Below are 21151 nucleotides of genomic sequence, written 5' to 3'. Positions count from 1 at the left end.
AATGGCTGCTATATTAAATCCATCATCACAAATTAAGCTGGAATGAGGATTATGGCTTTATCACTTCAAGAAAAAATACAGGACACCAACCAAGGTGTTTACCTAATTGGCACAACACCGCCAAAAATTGGGACTGATAAAGCGCAATTAAAAGTCATTGCCGAAAAGTTATTAGGCCGTTTACACGAAATTGAATATGACGGTGTGATTATTTATGACATTCAAGATGAAAGCAGCCGTACAGAGCAAGCGCGTCCATTTGCATTTAAGCAAACAGTTGATCCGCGCGAGTACAGTCAACTCTTACGAGGCTTATCTGATCTTGATGTAATTACTTATAAAAGTGTAGCTCAGCGCGGTGTGAGTGAGTTTAAAGCGTGGTTAGATGAAACTAAAAATGACTACGATTTAAAAAACGTGGTGTTAGTGGGCAGCCCATCATCAGCAGGTGATATAAAGCTGAGCTTACCGAATGCCTATAAAACACTGGCAGAGCAGTCTGAAGATTTCTTTTTAGGTGGTGTAACCATTGCTGAGCGCCATGCCAATAAGCGCAACGAACACCAACGCTTAATAGAAAAAACAGCACAAGGGTGCCAGTTTTTTATCTCTCAAGCCGTTTACAATGCACAAGCAACCATAGATTTAATAACCAGTTATGCGCGCACATGCAAAGCACAAGGCCTGACACCTAATCGGATTATATTAACCTTTACGCCTTGTGGTGGTGAAAAAACCTTAGAGTTTATGCAGTGGCTAGGTATCTCAGTGCCAGAGGCAACTAAATGGCGCATGCTTGATTCGGAAAATACGCTAAGCGAATCAGTGCGTATTTGTCGCGAAAACCTCGACTCGATTTTAAAAAGCTGTGCTCACTTAGGTGTGCCACTGGGTTTAAATATTGAAAGCTTAACCAATCGTAAAGAAGAAATAGATGCGTCTATTAATTTATATCGTTTATTAAAAGCAACAATGGAGCTTAACCTTGCGGAGAAACTGATAGCTTAATTGCGGGGTTCGGGCAACAATAATAAGCGACATAGAATAAGCCAGTTCAAGTAGTTAGCTTCGTTTATTTTAATAAGTACTAACTTGATCTGTTAGGTTTGAACAAAGCTAGTTTTTCGATGCCATGAGATGGAGTCCACCGTTTGAACTCCACAAAGCCATGCTTTTTGTACAACTTTATTGCAGGCTCGTTAGCTACAGCCGTTTCTACAATGGCTTTTGTATATTCGAATGAGCCAAGAACGTAACTAAGTAATTTGTTTGCAATGCCTTTCCTAAAATAACTTGGGTCAACAGTTAAACTGTCGATCTCTAAATACTTATCTTTTAAAGTAATCTCTATAACTGCGGCAATACATCCATTTTCAATAAAACCGTAAAATAGGGTTTTGGAACTTTCTATATCTTTGGCACTGCGCGATAGCGGTTGAAAATTAAGAGTACCAATAAGTTTAGCTTCAACTTTACTTCCGAGTTACACCAATTGGTAGATCAAGTTCGCTCGTTGTTAAACTTACATCAAATTTACATTCGACTTTTTCTCGGTCAATTGTTGACGTTCCTCATCACTTAAATCATCTCTGCGCAACAAAATGTTTAAATGTTTTAACGCTTCTTGTTTTTTACCAAGTTTTACAAAGGCGTCAACGATATGAAGCCTAGAGCTATATTCAGATGGCTCCTGACTGATGTTGTAGCTAAAATACTTAATTGCTTCAGCAGGATTTTCTAAGTAGGAGAGTTGTCCTATGCCTTCATCATACATTTGCCAGGATTTTGGTTCAATTTGATACCCATATAGAGTTGATAGCTTTTTGAAGTGCGCTAGGACACTTTCGTAGCCTTCAACTGATGTTTCATATGGAATAGACCACTGAGGGTACAAACCTCTGAGTGCCCCAATTGTCCCGTAAATCGGTGTATTCTGATGAGGCTCTTCTCGAAAGTATTCAAATTTGTAACGCAGGTTCGGTGTATTTAAATTCGCAAGTTCTCTCTCTATCTTTTGAATCCCTGAGAGCATCTGAACACCTTCTGGGGAATCGGATTCTGGGTTACCTTCATTCCCTATATTCATGTATAGAAAATTTTTGTGCATGGGATTCGTTTTTACGAACTTAATGAGATCGCTAACGGTTTTTCCGCTCTCCCAGAACACAGAGGGACTATTGGCAAAGTGCGCTTGGAATAAGTTTGGCCTTTTATAAAAACTATGTGACACAAGCAGCCCGCCGTATGAATGCCCAGAGAGTATTCTGAATTTTTCTGTCCGATAGTGTTCCTCGATGTATGGGATAACGTCTTGTTCAATAAACGTTAAATACTTATCTGCCCCGCCGCTATGCTCTTCGTAATTTGGATCAGATGTTGGTGTAAAATCTCTGCCTCTGTTGGAAGTAGAGATCCCAACGATGATCATTTGAGGGGCGCTATTGTAGCCATTCAGCGGGGCAAGAACGCCTGATACAAGAGGCAACCCTACAGGCGCATCTAAAGTGTAAAGAACAGGATAACGATAGTTTTGATTGAATTCACTTTCATACTTGAAAGGCAATTGAACATAGATATCAACGGTTTCATTTAACACAGAAGATGAAATTGGTATTTTTTGAAAAGGTAAATGCCGCTCAACAGCATTTTCTTTAAATGAATCCGCATACGCACTAAAGAAAGCCGTGACAATAAAAAAAATCGTGCAGAAATACTTGGTCATTCAATGTCCTTATTTAAATGCTTGTTTAGTAAAAGAAACTCCAGAATAAGGGATTGCTTAGATGGAGTCTAGTCACATGGAAACAATCAAGGTGTTGAAAAAAATAGCAGCTCCGAATTCTGACACGGACGCTTGTTGCGCTCTTGATACAAATTCCTAAATCATACGAACGAGTGCTTTAGCAGTGGTAGATACCTTCGAATAAGACAATTATTGATCTGTGTTTCGTTTATTTTTGTTTCGATCAGATTGCCCAAATAGGTATTACTTGCTAAGGTCACTACGGCAAAGTCGCTCGGTAATTAGACCGACAGAATCCCTTGGTAATCACACTACTACACAAAAGATTAAATACACACCCATTTTGCTATTACTTCAAACATACTTTCAACTTTAATAGGCTTTGAAATATAGCCATTCATACCGCAATCTTTCGCCTTTAACAAATCGGTTTCTCTTGTATTAGCAGTCATTGCAATAATGGGTAAATTTTTAAACTTTGCTTGTTTTTTTATTTCTTTGGCTGCTGTGTAACCATCCATTCGGGGCATTTGGCAATCCATTAACACCCCATCATAAATTTTATTTTTTAGCGCTTCTAATGCCTCGATACCATCATTGGCAACATCAACGATTAAGCCTTTTTTGCGAAGTATTTGTGTTGCTACTTGCTGATTGAGCGGGTTGTCTTCAACCAATAAAATATGAATACCTTGAAGCTTTTGCAATGTATTTTGTGTATCTGAGCTCTCTAGTGATTCTGGTTTATTAAGTGTTTTTATATGCATAATTTGTAAAAGTACATTGTATAATGTGCTTTTAATAATTGGTTTAATAAGTACTTTATAAGTGTTATCAGCAAACCCTAGTAGGCTTTCGTTGAGTGCTTTATTTTCACAAGGTGCTACTACGATTAGCTTTTTCGCATTTAATTTGAGTTCATTACGAAGAGACTGCGCAGCCCCGTCATTACTTAAATTTAAAGTACGCCAATCTATAAAAATAAAATCGTAATCATGTAAGGCGCTTAACCGGTCTAGCACTTGGTTGATATTATTTGCAATATCAACTTTAACTTCAAATCCAATAAGCAGCGTTTGTAATGATGCTAACGTACTGTCTGAACTTTCGATAACAAGGGCCTGCTTAGCCCTAACATGTGATATTTCAAACTCACTTTTTTTAGTCGAATAGCTAAGTGGAATAGTAAAGCTAAAACAACTTCCTTTATTGAGTTTACTGTTTACTAAAACATTTCCCTGCATTAGTTCTACCAACGTTTTACTTATTACCAAGCCAAGCCCAGTCCCACCAAACTTTCGCGTTGTAGACACGTCAGCCTGAGTAAAAGGTTTAAATAGTGAATCTACTTGTGCTTGGCTCATTCCAATGCCATTATCTAAAACAGAAAAAGTGACACTGCAAAAATTGTCTACCTTTTGCGCTAACTTTACAGCTAATACAACTTTGCCGCGGGTTGAGAACTTCAGTGCATTATTAAGCAAATTTAACAGCACTTGATTAAGCCTTAATGCATCACCAATAAAAAAGTCAGGCAGTAAGGGGTCAATATCAAACAGCACTTCAATTTTTCTTTGTGATGCTAGCGTGCTAATAATATTGACAAGATTTTCTAGAAAGATATTAAAATTGAATTCTTTTTGTTCTAGCTCTATTTTACCCGCTTCGACCTTTGAAAAGTCTAAAATATCATTAATGATCCCTAATAAAGACTCTGCCGAATAGTGAATTTTTTCAACATAGTCGCGTTGCTTATCAGAAAGGCCAGTATCTAAAGCAAGATAAGCCATGCCAATTATTGCATTCATCGGGGTACGAATCTCATGACTCATATTTGCCAAAAAGTCTGATTTAGCATTATTTGCAGCTTCTGCATCTTGTTTCGCAAGTTTGAGGGCATGGGTTCTATTAGCAACCTCTTGCTCTAAGTTTTCAGCCGCTCCTTTGAGCACTTCATTGGCTTCGTAAAGTTGTAATGATTTGGCTTCTAATAGCTTTTCAGCTTCTTTTCGCGCCAAACGCTCTCGCTCTAACCTGCGCTGTAAAAGAGCAATGTCCATATCTAACCTACCAATGTTAAGTTAAACGTAGCAACTTGATGATCGTCATTGATATCGCTGCTTATACTTATATTTTCCTTAAAATGTTCGGCTGCGCCTTCTATTAATCCCTCAGCGAGCATGGCAAATGGGTTACTTGAATGATAAATCATCTGCATTTGGGTATTACTTAAGTGGTTGGTTTTAAAGGTGGGCAACTCAACGTCGGTATATAGTTTTTTAACTTCTACATGCACGTGCTGATCTATGGTATCTAAAAAATCAAACGTTGTAGTGAGCTCTTCAAAAAACTGTGGATAGTAGACTAAGAAGCGCTTTAGTAAGTATTTACCGTATTCTTTAACGAGTACATCAACCGGAATATCAACAATACTGCTCAGTGAGGTCACTAACTTTAAAAGCTCTTGCTTATTATAGTTACCAACACTGGTATAAGCCCCATTGGAATCCAGTTCGTTTTGCTCAATGATTTGATCAGCAACTGCTGGTGAAAATGTGATCTCGACCATTTCTAGAAATTCAGTAAAAATAATACCTTTCATACAACTACCCACTCATTAGCTATAAACAAAGTATAGTTTCAAACTAAAAAAATTCACGTACATAGCATGCGTATATGTTAATTAGTTTGCTGTGTATATTGGCATAACAAGTTAATAGCAATTAACGATTTAATAACCGATTTTTTTATTTAACTTATATTTTTGCTTATTTTTATACATTGATTGGTCTGCATCATTTAAAAGTGTTTCAAATGGCTGCTTTTTTTGCTCAGAAAAACTATAACCAACACTTAGTGATAACTCGCAAATTCCATCTAATACTAGTGCATTAGCAAACTCAATCGAAATTGTATTTATAATGTGGTCTAGTTTACTCTTATCATTTATTTGCATGACAGCAACAAACTCATCGCCTCCTAAGCGCCCCACGATGTCGGCATCTCTTAGGTGTTTTTTTAACGTTGTGGCTAATGTAATAAGGGCTTTATCGCCCGCTTCGTGGCCAAAGTTATCGTTTAATTTTTTAAAATCGTTAATATCGATAAATAAACAACACACATCAAAACCTAAACGATGAGAAAGGTTTAGTTTTTGCTGAGCAAGTAAACTTAATGCTCGACGATTATAAATATTAGTGAGCGGGTCTAGCATTGCAATTTCGCGCATTTTTTCAAAATTATATACAAGCGCTAAATCGTCTTCTATTAAGTCTCGTAACTGATTAATGAGCTCAAAATATTCATTCGTATAGTTTGTTTCTTTATTGTCTTTTAAGCAAAGCGTCCCAAATACATCTCCTTGCGGCCAGTGAATGGGTAAACCTAAGTAGGAGTTAACGCCATTTTCAACTACCTCAGGCATGGCGCTCCACATTTCAGTACTAGCAGCATCATTAACATATAAGAGATTGTCACTTTCGACCACATGCCTACAAAACATATCACTTTCAGGAGGAATAGTAGGGTTGGTCTCAAAGGTTGACCCACCCTCGTTTTTTCTGATAACTACTCGGTAACCTATGCTTGTTGCCTGTACTATATATCCGGAGGGAGCTGAAAATAACTCAGCAATTAAATCAATTATTTTTTGCCACTTATCTAGTGATATCTGACCATCAAGGCCAGTAAATGCCCACTTATCAGTCTCAAACATTTTATACCCCCGCTATTATTTACCTAAGTATAGGCAAAAAAAAATGCTTAAAAGGTAGTATTAATCACTGTATTAATTACATTGACTCAAAATTAAAGAGTAGATGTAAAATGTACCTATACTCAAACGCAAATAATGGAATAATTAAAGATATTTAGTAACTTAATTGTGCTTTAAGAACACTCTAATTTTTACTTTCGGCGTCTATTTGGCGCTCTTTGCCCTATGATACGTTTTTTATCGCGATCTTTACGCGCTTTGTTAGTGTTTTTGCGGTTATCTTTAGGTGGCTTATTTAAATCGGGCTCGTAGCCTTCAAGCCATTGTGGGGCTAAACGCGTATCAAGCAGTACTTCAATTTCTTCAAGCAGCCATTGCTCATCTAAGCTCACTAATGACATTGCAAGGCCTTGCTCGCCAGCTCGTCCTGTACGGCCAATACGATGCACATAATCTTCAGCTATATATGGTAATTCAAAGTTAATTACGTATTTAAGTGCCGGTATGTCTAAACCGCGCGCCGCTACATCGGTGGCTACTAAAACACGCGTACTACCCTCTTTAAAGTTTTGTAATGCGCGGTCGCGAGCACCTTGTGATTTATCACCATGAATAGATTCGGTTTTTAAACCATCTTTACACATTTCTTTGGCAAGCTTATCGGCCATTTGTTTTGTGCGGGTGAATATAAGTACTTGGCGCCAGTTTTTCATGCCAATCATGTGCGATACCAGTTCGCGCTTTCTGTCTTCATCTACTGCGTAAATAACTTGTTCAACCTCTACAGCAGCAGAGTTGCGCTTATCAACTTCAATAAGCTCAGGGTCTTTGAGCATTTTTTTACTCAGCTCAAATACACTGTCATCAAAGGTGGCGGAAAACAGTAAGGTTTGACGATCGCCTGGGATATGACGCAGTATTCGTCTAATTTCGTCAATAAAACCCATATCAAGCATACGGTCTGCTTCATCAAATACTAAAGAGTCTACGCTTGAAAGCACCACACTGCCCTTCACTATATGATCAAGTAAGCGCCCAGGAGTTGCCACTATTACTTGCGCTGTTTTAAGTGCTTTAATTTGCGGGCCTATACTTGCGCCACCATAGGCAAGTGCACCTTTTATATCTGTACCTTGTGCGTATTTTTCAAAGCTTGCAAATACTTGCTGAGCAAGCTCCCTAGTGGGCGTTAAAATAACCACACGAGCAATGCCTGGTTCGTCTTTTTTAGTGGTATTTAAAAGCTTATGTAATAGCGGTAAAACAAAAGCGGCTGTTTTACCGGTGCCAGTTTGAGCGCTGCCCATAACGTCTTTGCCCGCTAAAATTGGCGGTATCGTTTTGTGCTGAATGGCGGTAGGCGTAGTGTAATTATTTTGCTCTATTGCCGTTAATAGTAACGGGTCTAGGGCTAGTGATGAGAACGATGTGGCAGACATAAGCTTAGCTTTAAAATAACAAAGAACGCTATTATACCTGAGCTTTAGTAATAAAAAAGGCGCTAAATAGCGCCTATATAAAATGAAGTATTTAAGCCGGTTTTAATGTGGCTTTACGTTCATTATAAAATGCAATTAAATCATCTACGGTGCTTTGACAGTATTCACGAATACCCGATACCACCATGTGTTTTTCACCAAAACCCACTTTTTCGCCGTTTTCTAATAAATTAAAGCGCAAGATTATTTTGCCGCGTTTACCAGCGTATTCAAAGCTTGGCTCTGCAAACTCTAGGATAGGTGATTTAATATCAATGTTATTTAGGTTAATGATCATTGATTCATAAATAATCATAGGACGCGCAGGGTTTATCATTACCTCTTGCTTGCCCATTAAAGGAATAATTACATGCGGGAACGCAGCACCTGAGAACTCAACATAATTTTTTATTAAACTGTTTGTAAGTGTTGGGCATTTACTGGTTTTACCATCGCGTTTAACCTTTAAAATTACTTTTTCGCCATGGTTTACATCAAACTCTTCTCCAGGTTGTTCTGGAAAATTTAGCTTGGTATTTTCATCAACCATACCGGCAAAGGTAAACTCCATTCGCTCACTAATGCCATAGCGGTCTAACACTAGAGAAAAAAGTAAGTCTCCTGGTGCGCAAAACTTTTTAGCGTCTTTATCATGAAGCGGGTTGTAGTCGTCGGCTACACATTTAGCAAAGCGACAACCTTGCTCACGAGAAATTGAAACATAATCAGCATGCTGCTGATAGTAAGGACTTAACATAGTGTGTTCACTGCTTAAACTGCTTATAACCTAGCTATACTACCAGAAAAAAAATCTTGAGAGGTCGAATCTGTTTAATAAAGGCGAAAAATGATAATTTGCAACTCGCTAATTTACTAAGTAAATTTGGCAAATACGAGTTTAAGGGATTAACTAATGAAGTATTTTTCTTTATTAATATGCGCGATTTCATTTTTAACTGGCTGTAATAACGTTACTTACACAACCAATATCGACGACGACGTTTTATCAGAACACGTTTCAAGCCACATTAAAAAACGTGGCCTAGAGCAGTTTTACAGTGTACAAGACGCTCTCGATAGAGGTGCAAGCCCCCTTGGTGGAATAAAAGGCGAAAGCTGCGATGTTTCAGATGATACGCGAACATCCTCAATTAGCTATAACCGCTTGAAATCACAAGCTATAGAATCCCTTAAAAACGATGTGCTTTATTTAGGTGGCAATGCATTTACACTAGAGCAATGCCAATCAGTATCTCGCTACAATTGTGATTTAGCCGTTATTTGTATCGGACAAGCCTATAATTATTAATAGCTCAAAATTATCTAATTGAGACTATAACGCTATGTAATTCGTTTTCTCTCATTTCCCTCTATCAAATAACAAGCTGTATTTGCCAATGACTTTTTACTTTTTAGCTGCCGCTATTTTATGTGTTTTCCCACAGTGTAAACTCACTGTATTTCGCCAACCATTATGGCAATACTTATTGCTGCTAAGTGTTATTACTGCCTATTATCAACAATATATAAATTTAAACGCAGTTGCTGTTATAGCTGTTTATGTGGGGTTGTTTCACTTTACGCTATTGGCAACCTCAGCGTTAAAACGTAATGTTCTAACGTCTTTATTTATAACAGCCTCACTCGGGTTAGCCTTACATTGGTTTGCGGGGTTTAATAACCTGCCAATTGTTGTTAATGAACAAGTCACCAGTAACGCAATTGCATTTACCCTGTATGCTAATTTCGATAAAGCATTAGCGGGTTTAATGCTGAGCGCTTATTTTTTTGCAAAAAACAAAACGATAAAGCCAGTAACTATCGGCTACCCTGCTTTAATCATAATTATCACTATTTTAGCGGCGCTTATAACTGCTTTAACGTTGAACCTTGTTGAATTTGCACCAAAAGTACCTGAATTTTGGTTACTATTTATAGCCATCAACCTACTTTTTACCTGCGTTGCAGAAGAGGCATTATTTAGAGGAATAATACAAACTAAGCTTTCAAAACTAATAACCCCGGGCAGGTTTGCATTACTGGCACCGGTGATCAGCACTTGTGTATTCTCACTGGCACACTTTTCAGCGGGTACTCATTATATGCTTGTGGCGGCCGTTGCAGGTTTTGGTTATGGCTATATTTACTATAAAACTAGCCGATTAGAATGGGCCATTTTATGTCATTGGCTCGTTAACGTGTTTCATTTTTTCTTATTTACTTACCCTATGCTGGCAACTCCATCTTAAAACTACAGGCACAAAAAAGCCGCTTAAATTAAGCGGCTTTTGAATTTGTATAAGCGATTACGCACTTGGGTAATCGCGGTATGCGCGTTCTATCTTTTTAGCCTGCTTTTTAGAAATACCTAAATGGGCAAGCGCAACACGTAAACGTGCACGCGATAGGTCAGACCCTAAAATTTCCATTGCATCTAATACCGAAGTTGATGATGTTTTGCCGGTAATAGCCACAAATATAGGCTCTAAGAAATCTTTAATTTTAAGCTCGTGGAAGGTGGCGACTTCTTTTGCAATTGCAAAAATAGCCGGCTTTTCAAAGCTACGTAAGCCTTCTAGCTGCCATACAAAAAATTGTAATGCTTGGCGAATAACATCTTCGTCAGCTTTACCGGCTGTTAATAGCGCTGGGTCGTAAGTCGGGATGCCGCCTACAAAGTGCCCTGCTAAATCAACCATGTCAGAGAGTGTATTTATACGCGTTTTAGCTTCTGGTAAGACTTTAGCCAGCATGTCGCCATTAAATTTCCAGTCAACAAAACGCTGCATTAGCTCTGCATCAGTTAAGTTTTCGCGGATCCACATACCGTTTAACCAGCTTAACTTGTCTACGTCGAATACTGGGCCACCAAGCGATACACGCTTCATGTCAAAGTGCTCAATCATTTCATTAAGGGTGAACTTTTCACGCTCATCAGGCATTGACCAACCCATACGGCCTAAGTAGTTTAGTACCGCTTCTGGTAAGTAACCCATTTCTTTGTAGTAATTAATAGACGTTGGGTTTTTACGCTTAGACAGTTTTGATTTATCTGGATTACGCAATAATGGTAAGTGACCTAGTACCGGTGCTTCCCAACCAAAATCTTCATACAGTTTTAATAGCTTAGGCGCTGAGTTTATCCACTCTTCACCACGGAAAATGTGGCTAATTTGCATATGGTGATCATCCACCACATTAGCTAAAAAGTACGTTGGAAAACCATCTGCTTTTAATAGCACTTGCATGTCTACGTTTTCCCACGGGATCTCAATTTCGTCGCGTAGGTAATCGTTGAACTTAAAGGTACCTTCGCTTGGGATTTTCATACGTATAACGTACGGTTTACCAGCAGCTAGGTTTGCTTTAATTTCGTCTTCTGTATGGTTTAAGCCACGGCCATCGTATTTAGGACGCAGGCCTTCGGCCATTTGTTCTTCACGCATTTGGTCCAGCTCTTCGCTGGTTGCAAAACAATAAAATGCTTTGCCGTCTTCAACTAACTGATGGGCGTATTTTTTATATAAATCACTGCGCTCAGATTGACGGTATGGACCAAAATCACCACCAACATCAGGACCATGATCCCACTCAAGGCCTAACCAGCGTAAGCTATCCATGATGGCTTGTTCAGATTCTGGTGTGCTGCGAACTTGGTCAGTATCTTCAATACGAAGTACAAATTCACCGCCTTGCTGTTTAGCAAAACAGTAATTAAATAAGGCAATGTAAGCGGTGCCAAGATGCGGGTCACCAGTTGGCGACGGAGCAACACGGGTACGAATTGTCATGGTAATGTCTCTTTTAATAAGTGAGATGGTATGAAATACCAATAAATATTTTAAGCGGCTACTTTGTTTAAGTAAGCAATAATATCGTTTGATTCATAAAGCCATTTAACTTGGCCATCTTGCTCAATACGTAAACAAGGTACTTTAACTTTTCCGCCTTGCTCTAATAGCTCTTGGCGGTATTGCTCATCATTTTTTGCATCGCGTGTTTCAATTTTTAAGCCTTCACGCTTAATTGAACGGCGTACTTTTACACAAAAAGGGCATGCTTTGAATTGATAGAGCTTAAATTGTGCGGTTTGCTGATCAAGCTTAGTTTGCTCTTGCGGATCACGTTTTTTGCTACGCGGCGTAAAAACAAAATTAAAAAATAAGATGATACAACCTAAAACCCAGCGAACTAATTTCATCTTCAATACTCTTTACAACAAATTTAAGGTGCAAGATTTTAACACAAAAAAGCGCAACACTATAAGCGGATTATACGTTGCGCTATATCGTTAAAAAAGTGCTTAATTACAACACCACCATATCATCTCTGTGTAGCACTTCCACGCCGCTATCGTAATCAAGTAAATGGCTGATTTGATTAGAATGTGCGCCTTTTATTTTATCAATTTCAAGATGGCTAAAGCGAGTTAACCCCCGTGCAATAATTTGCTGGTTTACATCAATTAAGTTAATTAAATCTCCACGTTCAAATTCACCTATTGCACGCGTAATGCCTTTAGCAAGTAAACTAGCCCCCTTAGATTGCAATGCATGCACCGCACCGGCATCAATCAAAATTTGGCCACTACTTTTAGGCCCTGCCAATAACCATTTTTTTCGGCCATCTTTAGGCGCGGTAAGTTTTAAAAAACGGGTGCCTGGCAGTTGTTCGCTCATGCATTTTAAAATCACGTTTTCATCAGCGCCTTTGGCAATAATCACCTCAACCCCAGCTCTTCTGGCAATATCTGCTGCCTGTAGTTTGGTTGCCATACCCCCTGTGCCTAGGTTTGTACCGCTGCCACCCGCAAGTTGGCGTAACTCATCATTAATATGAGTAACTTCGTCAATCAAGGTGGCGTTAATGTCGGTGCGCGGATCGCTGGTAAATAACCCTTGTTGGTCGGTCAGTAGCAGCAATTTATCGGCATTGGCTAAAATAGCCACCAATGCCGACAAGTTATCGTTGTCACCTACTTTTATTTCGCTAGTAGCAACCGCGTCGTTTTCATTAATGATCGGCACAACATCATAATTTAATAAGGCATTGAGGGTATCGCGTGCATTTAAATAGCGCTCTCTGTCGTCAACATCCGCGCGCGTTAGTAGCATTTGCCCCACGTTAATGCCATACAACGCAAATAAGCTTTGCCAAATATGAATGAGTTGCCCCTGTCCAATGGCGGCCAACATTTGTTTGTCTATTAATGTGCGCCCACAGGGTTTTAATAGCTGTTCGCGACCGGCAGCAACCGCACCGCTTGATACTAAAATAACATGATGACCTTGCTTTTTTAGCTCACAGCATTGGCGAACAAGTTCCACCATATGTGCTTTGTCTAACTTATCGGTACCGCCAGTGAGTACGCTTGTACCTAGCTTTACAACTACGACCTGATCCCTTTGCATGTTTTTTACTTAGCGCAATAAATGATGAATTTATTTATACCAGTTCGGTATTTTTGAACAAGTAAAAAATATTCAAGCACCCCCTCTGCATGCTAGGATCGCACTATATTCAACCGTTTAAATTACGCCTTATGCCTGCCAGTTTATGTTTAATTATTGCCACCTTTTTGTGGGGTAGCTCCTTTATTGCACTTAAATACGCGATTGCGATTTATGACCCTGCCTTGGTGATATTTTTACGTATGCTCACCACTTTACTGATTTCGTTATGTTTATGGCGTTACGTAATTCGCTTTGAATATTTAAAAGGCGATTGGAAGTACTTATTAGGCATGTCGCTGGCAGAGCCTTGCTTGTACTTTTTATTTGAAGGCCACGCAATGGAATATACCTCAGCGTCTCAAGCGGGGGTGATTGTTTCTTGTTTACCCATTATTGTGGCATTTTTAGCATTTTTCATGCTCAAAGAGCATATTAGTAAAGCTATTGTGGTGGGTTTTACGCTGTGTATTGGCGGCAGTATTTTACTGACCTTGCTCTCACCGAGTTCAAGCCAAGCCCCAAACCCATTACTGGGAAATTTTTTAGAATTAATGGCCATGGTGTGCGCGGCATTTTATACCGTGTGTATAAAACATTTAGCTAACCGCTACTCCCCGCTCACATTAATTGCTCTGCAAGGCGTGAGTGGTAGTTTGTTTTTTGCTCCGTTTTTATTATTTATTGACCTACCCAGTGAAAATCAACACGATTTAACCGCACTAATGAGCATTTTGTACTTAGGCTCTTGTGTTACTTTGGGTGGGTACGGCATGTACAACTACGCGATTAGTAAAGTGTCGGTGTTAACCGCCGCGGCTTACTCTAATTTAATCCCTATTTTCACTTTAATTTTGTCAGCCATTATCCTCAACGAAGTACTGACTCTTGGCCAGTGGATCAGCATATTTGTAGTGTTTATAGGCGTAATGATTAGTCAACGCCATCAAGAACTAGTGGTTGATATTCCTAACTCAACTTCGGGTGAGGATATTTCTGCCGACACTAACCACCTTAAATCGGTACCCGAGGCCAGCGAATCAAAAGGGTAACAGGTTAATAAATACAGCCCTGATTGCTGCAAAAAATCGGTGTTGTACTGATTAATTACCTCAACATGTGTTACTGAATAATGCTGCACTTGGCCATTTTTAAGTTTTAGAGAAAATTGCTCCCCCACTTTAGCGTTTTTTAAAAACGCAAAGTGGGTATCGTTGTGGCCAGCAATAAGTGCTCCTTGCGAGTTACCAAAATCAGCCCCACCTAACTCCCCAGCTGGTAAAAAATGGCTCGGCGCAAACGCTAAGTTTCTACCACTTGCACCATCAAGCACGGTTAGTCGCTTATTATGCTTTGGCCAAATTATTTGTGCCACCGGGTAGCTATCAGCATAAAACCACGGCTTAATTTTTTTATTGGGCGATTTAAGGGCTCTTTGCCAAGCTTGCTCTATTAACACTTGTGCAAGCCATGCCTTTGCCTGCATGTATACACCATGGCCAAACAAGCTCAAACCTAAGGCAAGTAAACCTATGCTTAGCCACTTTTTCATTTACAGCGCCTTACTAACAAAAGACCACCTAGAAGTAGTAATGCTCCAAACACAATATGTATTTTGCTTTGCCCATCTGTTTGCGGCAAGCGCATACTCATTCCTTGTGGCATAGTATTAGCCACTTGTGTGCTTTGTTTAGCAACTTCTTTTATGGCCGTCTCTTCTATGGCAATAAACGCAGTAAATGGGCTAAGTAATTGATGCTCAAGCGCGAGCTGCTGCACTTGCTGTTTTACAACACTTTGTTGGTTGTATAACAATAACGACTTTATTTTTTGACGTGCCCAAAGCTTATCAATTCCTGTGGCTTTTGAACTTGCTTGCGGATTAAGCTTAACCTTAAACTCCCCATGCGCCGCTTGCCCCGTAAAAGTAATTGCATCGGAAGAGTCTAATTTAATAGCCACCATAATAGGCTCAGCAAAATATAGGTCAGGCAAAGGTGAGGGCCAAAAATCTAAGCTGTCTCCATTTGTATTTGTTAACGCTAAATTAGTCATCGCCGGGTGAGCAAGTTTATCAAACAACTGCTGCATTTTCGGCTGCACATCATGAGCACTGCTTATAAAGGTGTAAGTTCCCTTGCCTATATCAGCGGCACGACGCATAAAATAACGGTTAGGCGCACTACCTATGCCCACGGTAAATAAACGGCTATCACCTAAGGTATGCGCAATATGTTTAAATAATTGATCTTCGTTACTTACGCTACCATCGGTTAAAAATACCACTTGGCGTACAAACCCTTCAAACTGCGTACCATCAAGTACCGCATCAAGTGCGCCTTTTATTTCAGTTCCACCATCGGCTTGTAAGTTATAAATAAAACGCTCTGCGCGACGTAAATTGAAGTCACTGGCAATTAATGGGGTCTCACTCATGGCTGCAACCTCATTATTAAAACTGACAATATTGAAGCTATCATCACTATCTAATAATGATAATGCGTAAAACAGCGCTTTTTTAGCTTGTTCAATAGACTGCCCATGCATAGATCCCGAGGTATCAACTACAAACACCATTTCACGCGGTAAACGCTGAGATTGAGTAAAACTATCGCTTGGCGGCATTAACATTGCTAACGCATACTGCTCACCATTTTGTGCTTGCTGAGTAAAAAGTGCAGCTTGCGCTTGCGCTATTTGAAGTGGCTTAAACTCAAGTACAAAGTCTCTATTTATGGCTTGCTGTGGTTTTAGCACAATGCTGTATTGCCCAAATGCAGGGTTTTCAATATTAACTTGATGGTACTTAGCATTTATATCAACCAATTCTAAGCCTATATCCATGTTAATTGTTAAGCTTAAATCGCTGGCATTTGCCGCCTCATTGGTTTGTTTTGTATAAACAGGGCTTAACCAACCCTGTGGAGTGAACGAAGGTGCATTAGTGTTTTTTACCGCGTGCTTATCTTGCTCATCGTTAACTTCCCCTGTTATTGCATGATAGCGTGGCGTAATTGTGGTTGGAAAATGAATCGCAAAGGTTCCGTGTTGGTAATCAATAATCTCTTGATACTCAAGCGTTATAACTATTTCTTCTCCTGGCCCTACATTTGCCACATTTGTAATAAACATATTTGCACGCTGCTGTCGCAGCAATGAAGCTTGTTTGCCTGCTTTTTTGGCAGCTTGGTACTGTTTTTCAGCTTGGCGTTTTTTTGCTATTTTACCTTTAATAACTCGCTCGCCAATGCGCATGGTCATTGCTTGCACGGCGCTTTCATCGGGTAAAGGAAATACATAACGTGCATTTACGGCAAAAGGGTTTTCATTTATGTAGTGCTGCGTTACTACAACATGATTAATTAGCCCTGTTAGAGTCATTTTTGCATCGCTTTTTAAAATAACCCCAGGGTTAACCGCCACTCCTTGGCTATCAAACAAGGATAGTTTTGGAGACTGCGCATGGCTTTTAAAGCTGGCTAAAAGCACGATAATAATAAAAATAAAAAGGCTTACCTTGGTAAGCACTTTGGTGGGTTTACTCAACATAAATCACTCCATCGAACGCCTTGCGATTAATTGCTTGCTGTTTGATCAGTCGTTTGATTAAGCGCACGGGTAGTCAGGGTAACGCGTCTGTCAAAAAAGTTATCTTCAAGGGTGTTACTATTTGCTATGCTTTGCTGCTCGCCAAACGCTTGTGTGCTCAAACGTGTATGGCTTACTCCCTGTTTAATTAAGTAACTTTGTACGGCGTTTACTCTGGCTTTTGAAAGTAATAAGTTCGCTTGCTCTGCACCGCGCTGATCGGCAAAGCCACTTAAATCGAGTGCGAGTTGCGGTTGGCTTTTTAATAACGCTACCAATTGATCAAGCTGCTTGGCAAAATGAGGAGCAATATCGCTAGAGCCAGTTTTAAATTGCACCGTCATTGCCAATAAATTATTAAGCTGCGATTGAGTTAATTGCTCATTTTGCTGCGCCAGTAGTTCAAGTTGCGCCTCTAGGTGACTGTTATGATTAAGTACGTGTTGGTAGTCGTTGGTTTTCTCTGCCATTACAGTTAAAGCTTGCTGCTGCTCAGCAATGGTTTGCTCAGCCACCTTGGCATCGCCAATCAAACCACCAGCAAATGCGCCTACAAACGCGCCAATTGGCCCACCAACAACGCCACCAATAATGGCACCGGTGCTCAGGCCAACAAGTGTTTCTTTTTTTGCTTCTTTTGATGGGGTATCCGCAGCAAATACTGGCGTACAAAAAGTGCTAACAAGTGTGAGTGCGATTAATGTTTTCTTCATGGTCTATTCCTTACTATTAATAATGGTTGGCAAGCTATTGGTTGGCACTTGCGTTGTGTTGATAATTTCAATAGCTGTATTAAAACACCGTGAAGTGGCAATAAAGGGGAGTAAAAATGGCAAACTGCTGAGCAATTGTGGCAAAAAAATGGCAATTGCCTTTTTAACCTTACTTAGCACAAAAACTTCGTTATAGTGCGTCTAAGTCAATATGAGTAATTAATAAAAATGAAAAAAATAGCTATCGTTGAAGATGAAACTGCCATTCGCGAAAACTACATAGAAATGCTGAGCGCTCAAGGCTATCAGGTAAGTGGTTATGAAAACCGCCCTCAAGCAGAAGTAGCTTTTAAAGAAGCACTCCCCGATTTAGCCATTGTTGATATTGGCTTAGGCCATGAAATTGATGGCGGCTTTTTACTCTGCCAAACACTGCGTTCACTTTCTAAAACCTTACCAATTATTTTTTTAACCGCTCGCGACAGCGAAATAGACACCGTATGCGGCCTGCGCATGGGCGCCGATGACTACTTAACCAAAGATATTAGCTTAGCGCATTTAGCCGCGCGTATTGGTGCGCTATTTCGCCGCATGGAAGCATTAGAGCAACCCGCCGATGCCAACGCATTAATAATTCGCGGTCAACTAACACTCGACACGCAACGCATGCAGGTGCTTTGGCAACAACAGTTGGTTGATTTAACCGTAACTGAGTTTTGGATGCTGCATTCACTCGCCCAACGACCTGGCCACGTTAAAAGCCGTAATGAGTTAATGAGCGATGCTAAAATTTATGTAGACGACAGTACCATTACCTCTCATGTAAAACGCATTCGTAAAAAGTTTATAGCACTCGATAGCCAGTTTGACTGCATTGATACCGTGTATGGCATGGGTTACAGGTGGGAGCAACCCACATGCTGAGATTTGGCCTACGCAGTAAATTTATTCTACTTTCATGCTTTTTGTTTTTGTTGCCATGGTTAGGCTACGAATACGTATGGGAAATGGAAAAGTTTTTACGCCAAGGCCAAGAAAAAACGCTCGTAGGCACTACACGTGCACTGGCAACTGCCCTGCACGAACGACCCGCTTTATTTGACGAACAAACCAACTTTTTAGATCAAGTTGTAAAAGGCCGCGATCTCTATGCTTATAATTTAAAGAGTCCAATTCAACTCGATGGCAAACTCAGCGACTGGGACCCTTACCAATCGCTATTTTGGCTTTATGACAAACGCTACTTACAAACAGCCGATGATAACCATCAGCTAAGCAACTTATCATTTAGCCACATGGTAGGTAAGTTTGATAATTACTTATATGCAGTATTTAAAGTCACTGACGATGCTTTAGTATACCGTGCCAAAAACAGCCTCAGCATTACCAATAACGATTACGTAAAAGTTGGCCTAAAAAACCCCGATGGGCAATTTAATACTTATGTTATTGCTCCGCGCCAAGATGGCTGGGTCAACGCATTTGATGCCAACAGTAAAATGCCTTTTACTAAAATTCAGGGTTTCTTTAAACAAACTGAAACAGGTTACAACCTTGAGCTGCGCTTTCCTTTGAGTATGCTTGGCAATAAACTGGGATTTGCCATTGCCGATGTTGATAGTAAACAACCAAACCAACCCCCTAGTATTATGTCTACATCGAACTTAAATAACCCGAATGATTTAGGTTCGGTACTGGTGCCCTCCCCTGAAATAAACCGTATATTAAAAGGCATGGGACACAGCGGCAGTCGCATATGGGTGGTCGATAATCATCACCGTGTATTAGCGCAATCGGGCAGTATTCAAAATGCCGATGGCGTATGGGCCGATGGGCTAAAAAATCAAGCGCCAAAAACTGCGTGGCAGCGCTTTGAACAGGCCTATTTACATCCTTTGTATTATAAAATTTTAACGCGTCCTGAAGATGAATTTATAGATACCTTACACGATGTAGCTTCAATGCAAGGCGCTCATTTAGCCAAAGCACTGAAAGGTCAACCGGCCTCGTCTTGGCGACTCACTCCCGATAACAAAGCGGTAATATTATCGGCTGCGTATCCTATTTGGATTGAGGATAAGGTTATTGGGGCAGTTATAGCTGAAGAAACCACCAATGGCGTGCGTACACTGCGTAATAAATCGCTGGAAAAACTATTTAATGTGATTTTAGCGGTCATGTTAATTGGCACAGTCACTTTGTTCTTTTTTGCTTCGCGTATATCGAGCCGTATTAGGCGACTACGAGATACAGCAGAGCAAGCCATTGATGCGCAAGGACGAGTAACAGGCCATATAAATTACAGCGATGCCAATGACGAAATTGGCGACCTGTCGCGTAGCTTTTCAAATATAGTGAGCCGACTTGGTGGTTATACCGATTATTTAGAAAATATGTCGTCGCGCTTATCTCACGAGCTGCGCACACCGGTTGCGGTTGTCCGTTCATCTCTTGAAAACTTACAAAGCTTGCAGCAAAGTGAACTGAGTCAAAAATACCTTGAACGTGCTAGCGAAGGGGTTGAGCGCTTAGGTAAAATAATTACCACTATGAGCGAGGCAACCCGCCTTGAGCAAAGTATTCAAAGCAATGAGCCGGAGTCGTTTGATTTACAAAAAGTAATTAGTGGCTGTATGCAGGGCTACCAACTTACTTATCCTAACCAGTTATTTACACTCAACATTTGCCAAAGCACACTGTTGATGCAAGGTGCCCCTGAATTTATAGCGCAACTGCTCGATAAGCTAATTAATAATGCCTTGGAATTTAGTGAAGCTAACACTGCAATTGAAGTCAGCCTTAAGCAAAATGAAAGCAAAGCAACCTTAACGGTAAGTAATACAGGTACTTTATTGCCTGAGGGACTTACTGAACATATTTTTGATTCTATGGTATCGGTGCGCAGCCAAAAAATGCAGCAACAACCGCATTTAGGTTTAGGACTTTATATTGTAAGACTGGTGTGTGATTACCACAAAGGCACAGTAGCGGCGCACAATAATGAGCAAGACAATGGAGTGGTATTTACTGTGAGCTTACCACTTAATAACTAAAGGTTCCCTAGAAGCTATGCCTCTTTTTTTAACAAGCGATACAAAGTATCCATACGCTTATGCGCTTGCTGCACCTTTGCTTGCGCCTCAACTTTTATAGTTAAGATAAGTAGTAACAACAGATAAAAACTAGGCTGAGCTAATACGTCTGGGAACATCAATGAAACAAATGCGATATAAGCAAAACTGCCAAATAATCCCTTAAAAATATCAAAGGGTTTAGGTGAGTGTTTTTCAAACTCATCTTCAAAAACTCGTTTTTTTTCAGCTTCGCTTATCGCTAATTTTGCGTTAATTTGTTCTGGTGTCATTAAATTAAGTCCTTTTAAGATAAATACAATTATGGATATGCAGCTGTCACTATTAAGAATGATAAGCAAACTCAATTGTATCGCTATTTGGTAAAAGTGA

19 protein-coding genes and 1 pseudogene are annotated in these 21151 nt (G+C 39.9%); 6 read left to right on the top strand and 14 right to left on the bottom strand.

Features of this window, described 5'->3' with window-relative positions; translation table 11 throughout:
* Window positions 1–51 precede the first annotated feature (51 nt).
* Entirely contained in the window at window positions 52–1008 is a 957-nt protein-coding gene (locus tag ACZ5WS_RS06830) for a methylenetetrahydrofolate reductase (RefSeq protein ID WP_008110265.1), read from the top strand.
* A 79-nt stretch (window positions 1009–1087) separates the two neighbouring features.
* Here ACZ5WS_RS06830 and ACZ5WS_RS06825 read toward each other — a convergent pair.
* The 7 genes and pseudogenes from ACZ5WS_RS06825 to ACZ5WS_RS06795 form a co-directional block, all read right to left on the bottom strand.
* Window positions 1088–1474 (bottom strand): annotated as a pseudogene (locus ACZ5WS_RS06825) (GNAT family N-acetyltransferase); the annotation flags it as partial.
* 48 nt (window positions 1475–1522) lie between these two features.
* Window positions 1523–2722, bottom strand: coding sequence for an alpha/beta hydrolase-fold protein (locus ACZ5WS_RS06820; RefSeq protein WP_290168377.1), 1200 nt, complete (start codon window positions 2720–2722; stop codon window positions 1523–1525).
* 347 nt (window positions 2723–3069) lie between these two features.
* The gene (locus ACZ5WS_RS06815) at window positions 3070–4803 is read right to left on the bottom strand and encodes a response regulator (RefSeq protein WP_290168379.1); all 1734 of its coding nucleotides are present in this window, start codon (window positions 4801–4803) and stop codon (window positions 3070–3072) included.
* 2 nt (window positions 4804–4805) lie between these two features.
* On the bottom strand, window positions 4806–5345 hold the full coding sequence (locus ACZ5WS_RS06810) for a heme NO-binding domain-containing protein (RefSeq protein ID WP_138606890.1): 540 nt from the start codon (window positions 5343–5345) through the stop codon (window positions 4806–4808).
* Window positions 5346–5474: 129 nt separating this feature from the next.
* Window positions 5475–6458: a sensor domain-containing diguanylate cyclase gene (locus ACZ5WS_RS06805; RefSeq protein WP_290168383.1), complete on the bottom strand. Its 984-nt coding sequence runs from the start codon at window positions 6456–6458 to the stop codon at window positions 5475–5477.
* Between the two features lie 191 nt (window positions 6459–6649).
* Entirely contained in the window at window positions 6650–7897 is a 1248-nt protein-coding gene (locus ACZ5WS_RS06800; RefSeq protein WP_464711282.1) for a DEAD/DEAH box helicase, read from the bottom strand.
* A 91-nt stretch (window positions 7898–7988) separates the two neighbouring features.
* Window positions 7989–8693: a DUF3581 domain-containing protein gene (locus ACZ5WS_RS06795; protein ID WP_464711280.1), complete on the bottom strand. Its 705-nt coding sequence runs from the start codon at window positions 8691–8693 to the stop codon at window positions 7989–7991.
* Between the two features lie 156 nt (window positions 8694–8849).
* On the opposite strand from ACZ5WS_RS06795, the gene ACZ5WS_RS06790 reads away from it, so the two are divergent.
* Both ACZ5WS_RS06790 and ACZ5WS_RS06785 read left to right on the top strand, forming a co-directional pair.
* The gene (locus ACZ5WS_RS06790; RefSeq protein WP_464711278.1) at window positions 8850–9245 is read left to right on the top strand and encodes a hypothetical protein; all 396 of its coding nucleotides are present in this window, start codon (window positions 8850–8852) and stop codon (window positions 9243–9245) included.
* 88 nt (window positions 9246–9333) lie between these two features.
* A complete protein-coding gene (locus ACZ5WS_RS06785) occupies window positions 9334–10185 on the top strand; it encodes a lysostaphin resistance A-like protein (protein ID WP_464711276.1) in 852 nt (283 codons plus the stop codon).
* Window positions 10186–10242: 57 nt separating this feature from the next.
* On the opposite strand, the gene gltX is transcribed toward ACZ5WS_RS06785, so the two are convergent.
* The 3 genes from gltX to proB all read right to left on the bottom strand — a co-directional run bounded on the left by gltX (window position 10243) and on the right by proB (window position 13347).
* Entirely contained in the window at window positions 10243–11727 is a 1485-nt protein-coding gene (gltX, locus tag ACZ5WS_RS06780; RefSeq protein ID WP_250653545.1) for a glutamate--tRNA ligase, read from the bottom strand.
* Window positions 11728–11777: 50 nt separating this feature from the next.
* Window positions 11778–12137: a glutaredoxin family protein gene (locus ACZ5WS_RS06775; protein WP_008111110.1), complete on the bottom strand. Its 360-nt coding sequence runs from the start codon at window positions 12135–12137 to the stop codon at window positions 11778–11780.
* A 106-nt stretch (window positions 12138–12243) separates the two neighbouring features.
* Entirely contained in the window at window positions 12244–13347 is a 1104-nt protein-coding gene (gene proB / locus ACZ5WS_RS06770; protein ID WP_138595635.1) for a glutamate 5-kinase, read from the bottom strand.
* A gap of 131 nt (window positions 13348–13478) precedes the next feature.
* Between proB and ACZ5WS_RS06765 the strand changes: the two genes are divergently transcribed.
* Entirely contained in the window at window positions 13479–14438 is a 960-nt protein-coding gene (locus tag ACZ5WS_RS06765) for a DMT family transporter (RefSeq protein WP_033102849.1), read from the top strand.
* Here the strand turns inward: ACZ5WS_RS06765 and ACZ5WS_RS06760 are convergent.
* From ACZ5WS_RS06760 to pdsO, 3 genes are read right to left on the bottom strand one after another with little or no spacing between them, the layout of a single operon-like run.
* Complete coding sequence (locus ACZ5WS_RS06760; RefSeq protein ID WP_464711272.1) at window positions 14333–14938, bottom strand: class GN sortase; 606 nt, start codon at window positions 14936–14938, stop codon at window positions 14333–14335. The two genes, ACZ5WS_RS06765 and ACZ5WS_RS06760, sit on opposite strands and share 106 nt — an antisense overlap.
* The gene (locus ACZ5WS_RS06755) at window positions 14935–16935 is read right to left on the bottom strand and encodes a marine proteobacterial sortase target protein (RefSeq protein ID WP_464711270.1); all 2001 of its coding nucleotides are present in this window, start codon (window positions 16933–16935) and stop codon (window positions 14935–14937) included. The genes ACZ5WS_RS06760 and ACZ5WS_RS06755 overlap by 4 nt, the downstream gene beginning before the upstream one ends.
* Before the next feature lie 26 nt (window positions 16936–16961).
* Window positions 16962–17687, bottom strand: a complete 726-nt coding sequence (gene pdsO, locus ACZ5WS_RS06750; RefSeq protein WP_413400712.1) for a sortase-associated OmpA-like protein PdsO — start codon at window positions 17685–17687, stop codon at window positions 16962–16964.
* A 228-nt stretch (window positions 17688–17915) separates the two neighbouring features.
* Here pdsO and pdsR point away from each other — a divergent pair, with 228 nt between their 5' ends.
* Together pdsR and pdsS are read left to right on the top strand one after the other, a co-directional pair.
* Window positions 17916–18611, top strand: a complete 696-nt coding sequence (gene pdsR / locus ACZ5WS_RS06745) for a proteobacterial dedicated sortase system response regulator (RefSeq protein ID WP_008111124.1) — start codon at window positions 17916–17918, stop codon at window positions 18609–18611.
* On the top strand, window positions 18605–20740 hold the full coding sequence (gene pdsS / locus ACZ5WS_RS06740) for a proteobacterial dedicated sortase system histidine kinase (RefSeq protein ID WP_464711267.1): 2136 nt from the start codon (window positions 18605–18607) through the stop codon (window positions 20738–20740). The genes pdsR and pdsS overlap by 7 nt, the downstream gene beginning before the upstream one ends.
* Window positions 20741–20754: 14 nt before the next feature.
* Here the strand turns inward: pdsS and ACZ5WS_RS06735 are convergent, their stop codons facing one another.
* Window positions 20755–21051, bottom strand: coding sequence for a hypothetical protein (locus ACZ5WS_RS06735; protein ID WP_290168407.1), 297 nt, complete (start codon window positions 21049–21051; stop codon window positions 20755–20757).
* Window positions 21052–21151: the final 100 nt, after the last annotated feature.

The organism is Pseudoalteromonas sp. 11L1, from assembly GCF_055397545.1.
Note: the sequence above shows the minus strand (reverse complement) of the source record. Positions and strands in the feature narration are given on the sequence as shown.

Excerpts from the sequence above, each read along its gene's own strand:
- ACZ5WS_RS06830 (WP_008110265.1), top strand. The coding sequence starts at position 52 with ATGGCTTTATCACTTCAAGAAAAAATACAGGACACCAACCAAGGTGTT.
- ACZ5WS_RS06820 (WP_290168377.1), bottom strand. The coding sequence starts at position 2,722 with ATGACCAAGTATTTCTGCACGATTTTTTTTATTGTCACGGCTTTCTTT.
- ACZ5WS_RS06815 (WP_290168379.1), bottom strand. The coding sequence starts at position 4,803 with ATGGACATTGCTCTTTTACAGCGCAGGTTAGAGCGAGAGCGTTTGGCG.
- ACZ5WS_RS06810 (WP_138606890.1), bottom strand. The coding sequence starts at position 5,345 with ATGAAAGGTATTATTTTTACTGAATTTCTAGAAATGGTCGAGATCACA.
- ACZ5WS_RS06805 (WP_290168383.1), bottom strand. The coding sequence starts at position 6,458 with ATGTTTGAGACTGATAAGTGGGCATTTACTGGCCTTGATGGTCAGATA.
- ACZ5WS_RS06800 (WP_464711282.1), bottom strand. The coding sequence starts at position 7,897 with ATGTCTGCCACATCGTTCTCATCACTAGCCCTAGACCCGTTACTATTA.
- ACZ5WS_RS06795 (WP_464711280.1), bottom strand. The coding sequence starts at position 8,693 with ATGTTAAGTCCTTACTATCAGCAGCATGCTGATTATGTTTCAATTTCT.
- ACZ5WS_RS06790 (WP_464711278.1), top strand. The coding sequence starts at position 8,850 with ATGAAGTATTTTTCTTTATTAATATGCGCGATTTCATTTTTAACTGGC.
- ACZ5WS_RS06785 (WP_464711276.1), top strand. The coding sequence starts at position 9,334 with ATGACTTTTTACTTTTTAGCTGCCGCTATTTTATGTGTTTTCCCACAG.
- gltX (WP_250653545.1), bottom strand. The coding sequence starts at position 11,727 with ATGACAATTCGTACCCGTGTTGCTCCGTCGCCAACTGGTGACCCGCAT.
- ACZ5WS_RS06775 (WP_008111110.1), bottom strand. The coding sequence starts at position 12,137 with ATGAAATTAGTTCGCTGGGTTTTAGGTTGTATCATCTTATTTTTTAAT.
- proB (WP_138595635.1), bottom strand. The coding sequence starts at position 13,347 with ATGCAAAGGGATCAGGTCGTAGTTGTAAAGCTAGGTACAAGCGTACTC.
- ACZ5WS_RS06765 (WP_033102849.1), top strand. The coding sequence starts at position 13,479 with ATGCCTGCCAGTTTATGTTTAATTATTGCCACCTTTTTGTGGGGTAGC.
- ACZ5WS_RS06760 (WP_464711272.1), bottom strand. The coding sequence starts at position 14,938 with ATGAAAAAGTGGCTAAGCATAGGTTTACTTGCCTTAGGTTTGAGCTTG.
- ACZ5WS_RS06755 (WP_464711270.1), bottom strand. The coding sequence starts at position 16,935 with ATGTTGAGTAAACCCACCAAAGTGCTTACCAAGGTAAGCCTTTTTATT.
- pdsO (WP_413400712.1), bottom strand. The coding sequence starts at position 17,687 with ATGAAGAAAACATTAATCGCACTCACACTTGTTAGCACTTTTTGTACG.
- pdsR (WP_008111124.1), top strand. The coding sequence starts at position 17,916 with ATGAAAAAAATAGCTATCGTTGAAGATGAAACTGCCATTCGCGAAAAC.
- pdsS (WP_464711267.1), top strand. The coding sequence starts at position 18,605 with ATGCTGAGATTTGGCCTACGCAGTAAATTTATTCTACTTTCATGCTTT.
- ACZ5WS_RS06735 (WP_290168407.1), bottom strand. The coding sequence starts at position 21,051 with ATGACACCAGAACAAATTAACGCAAAATTAGCGATAAGCGAAGCTGAA.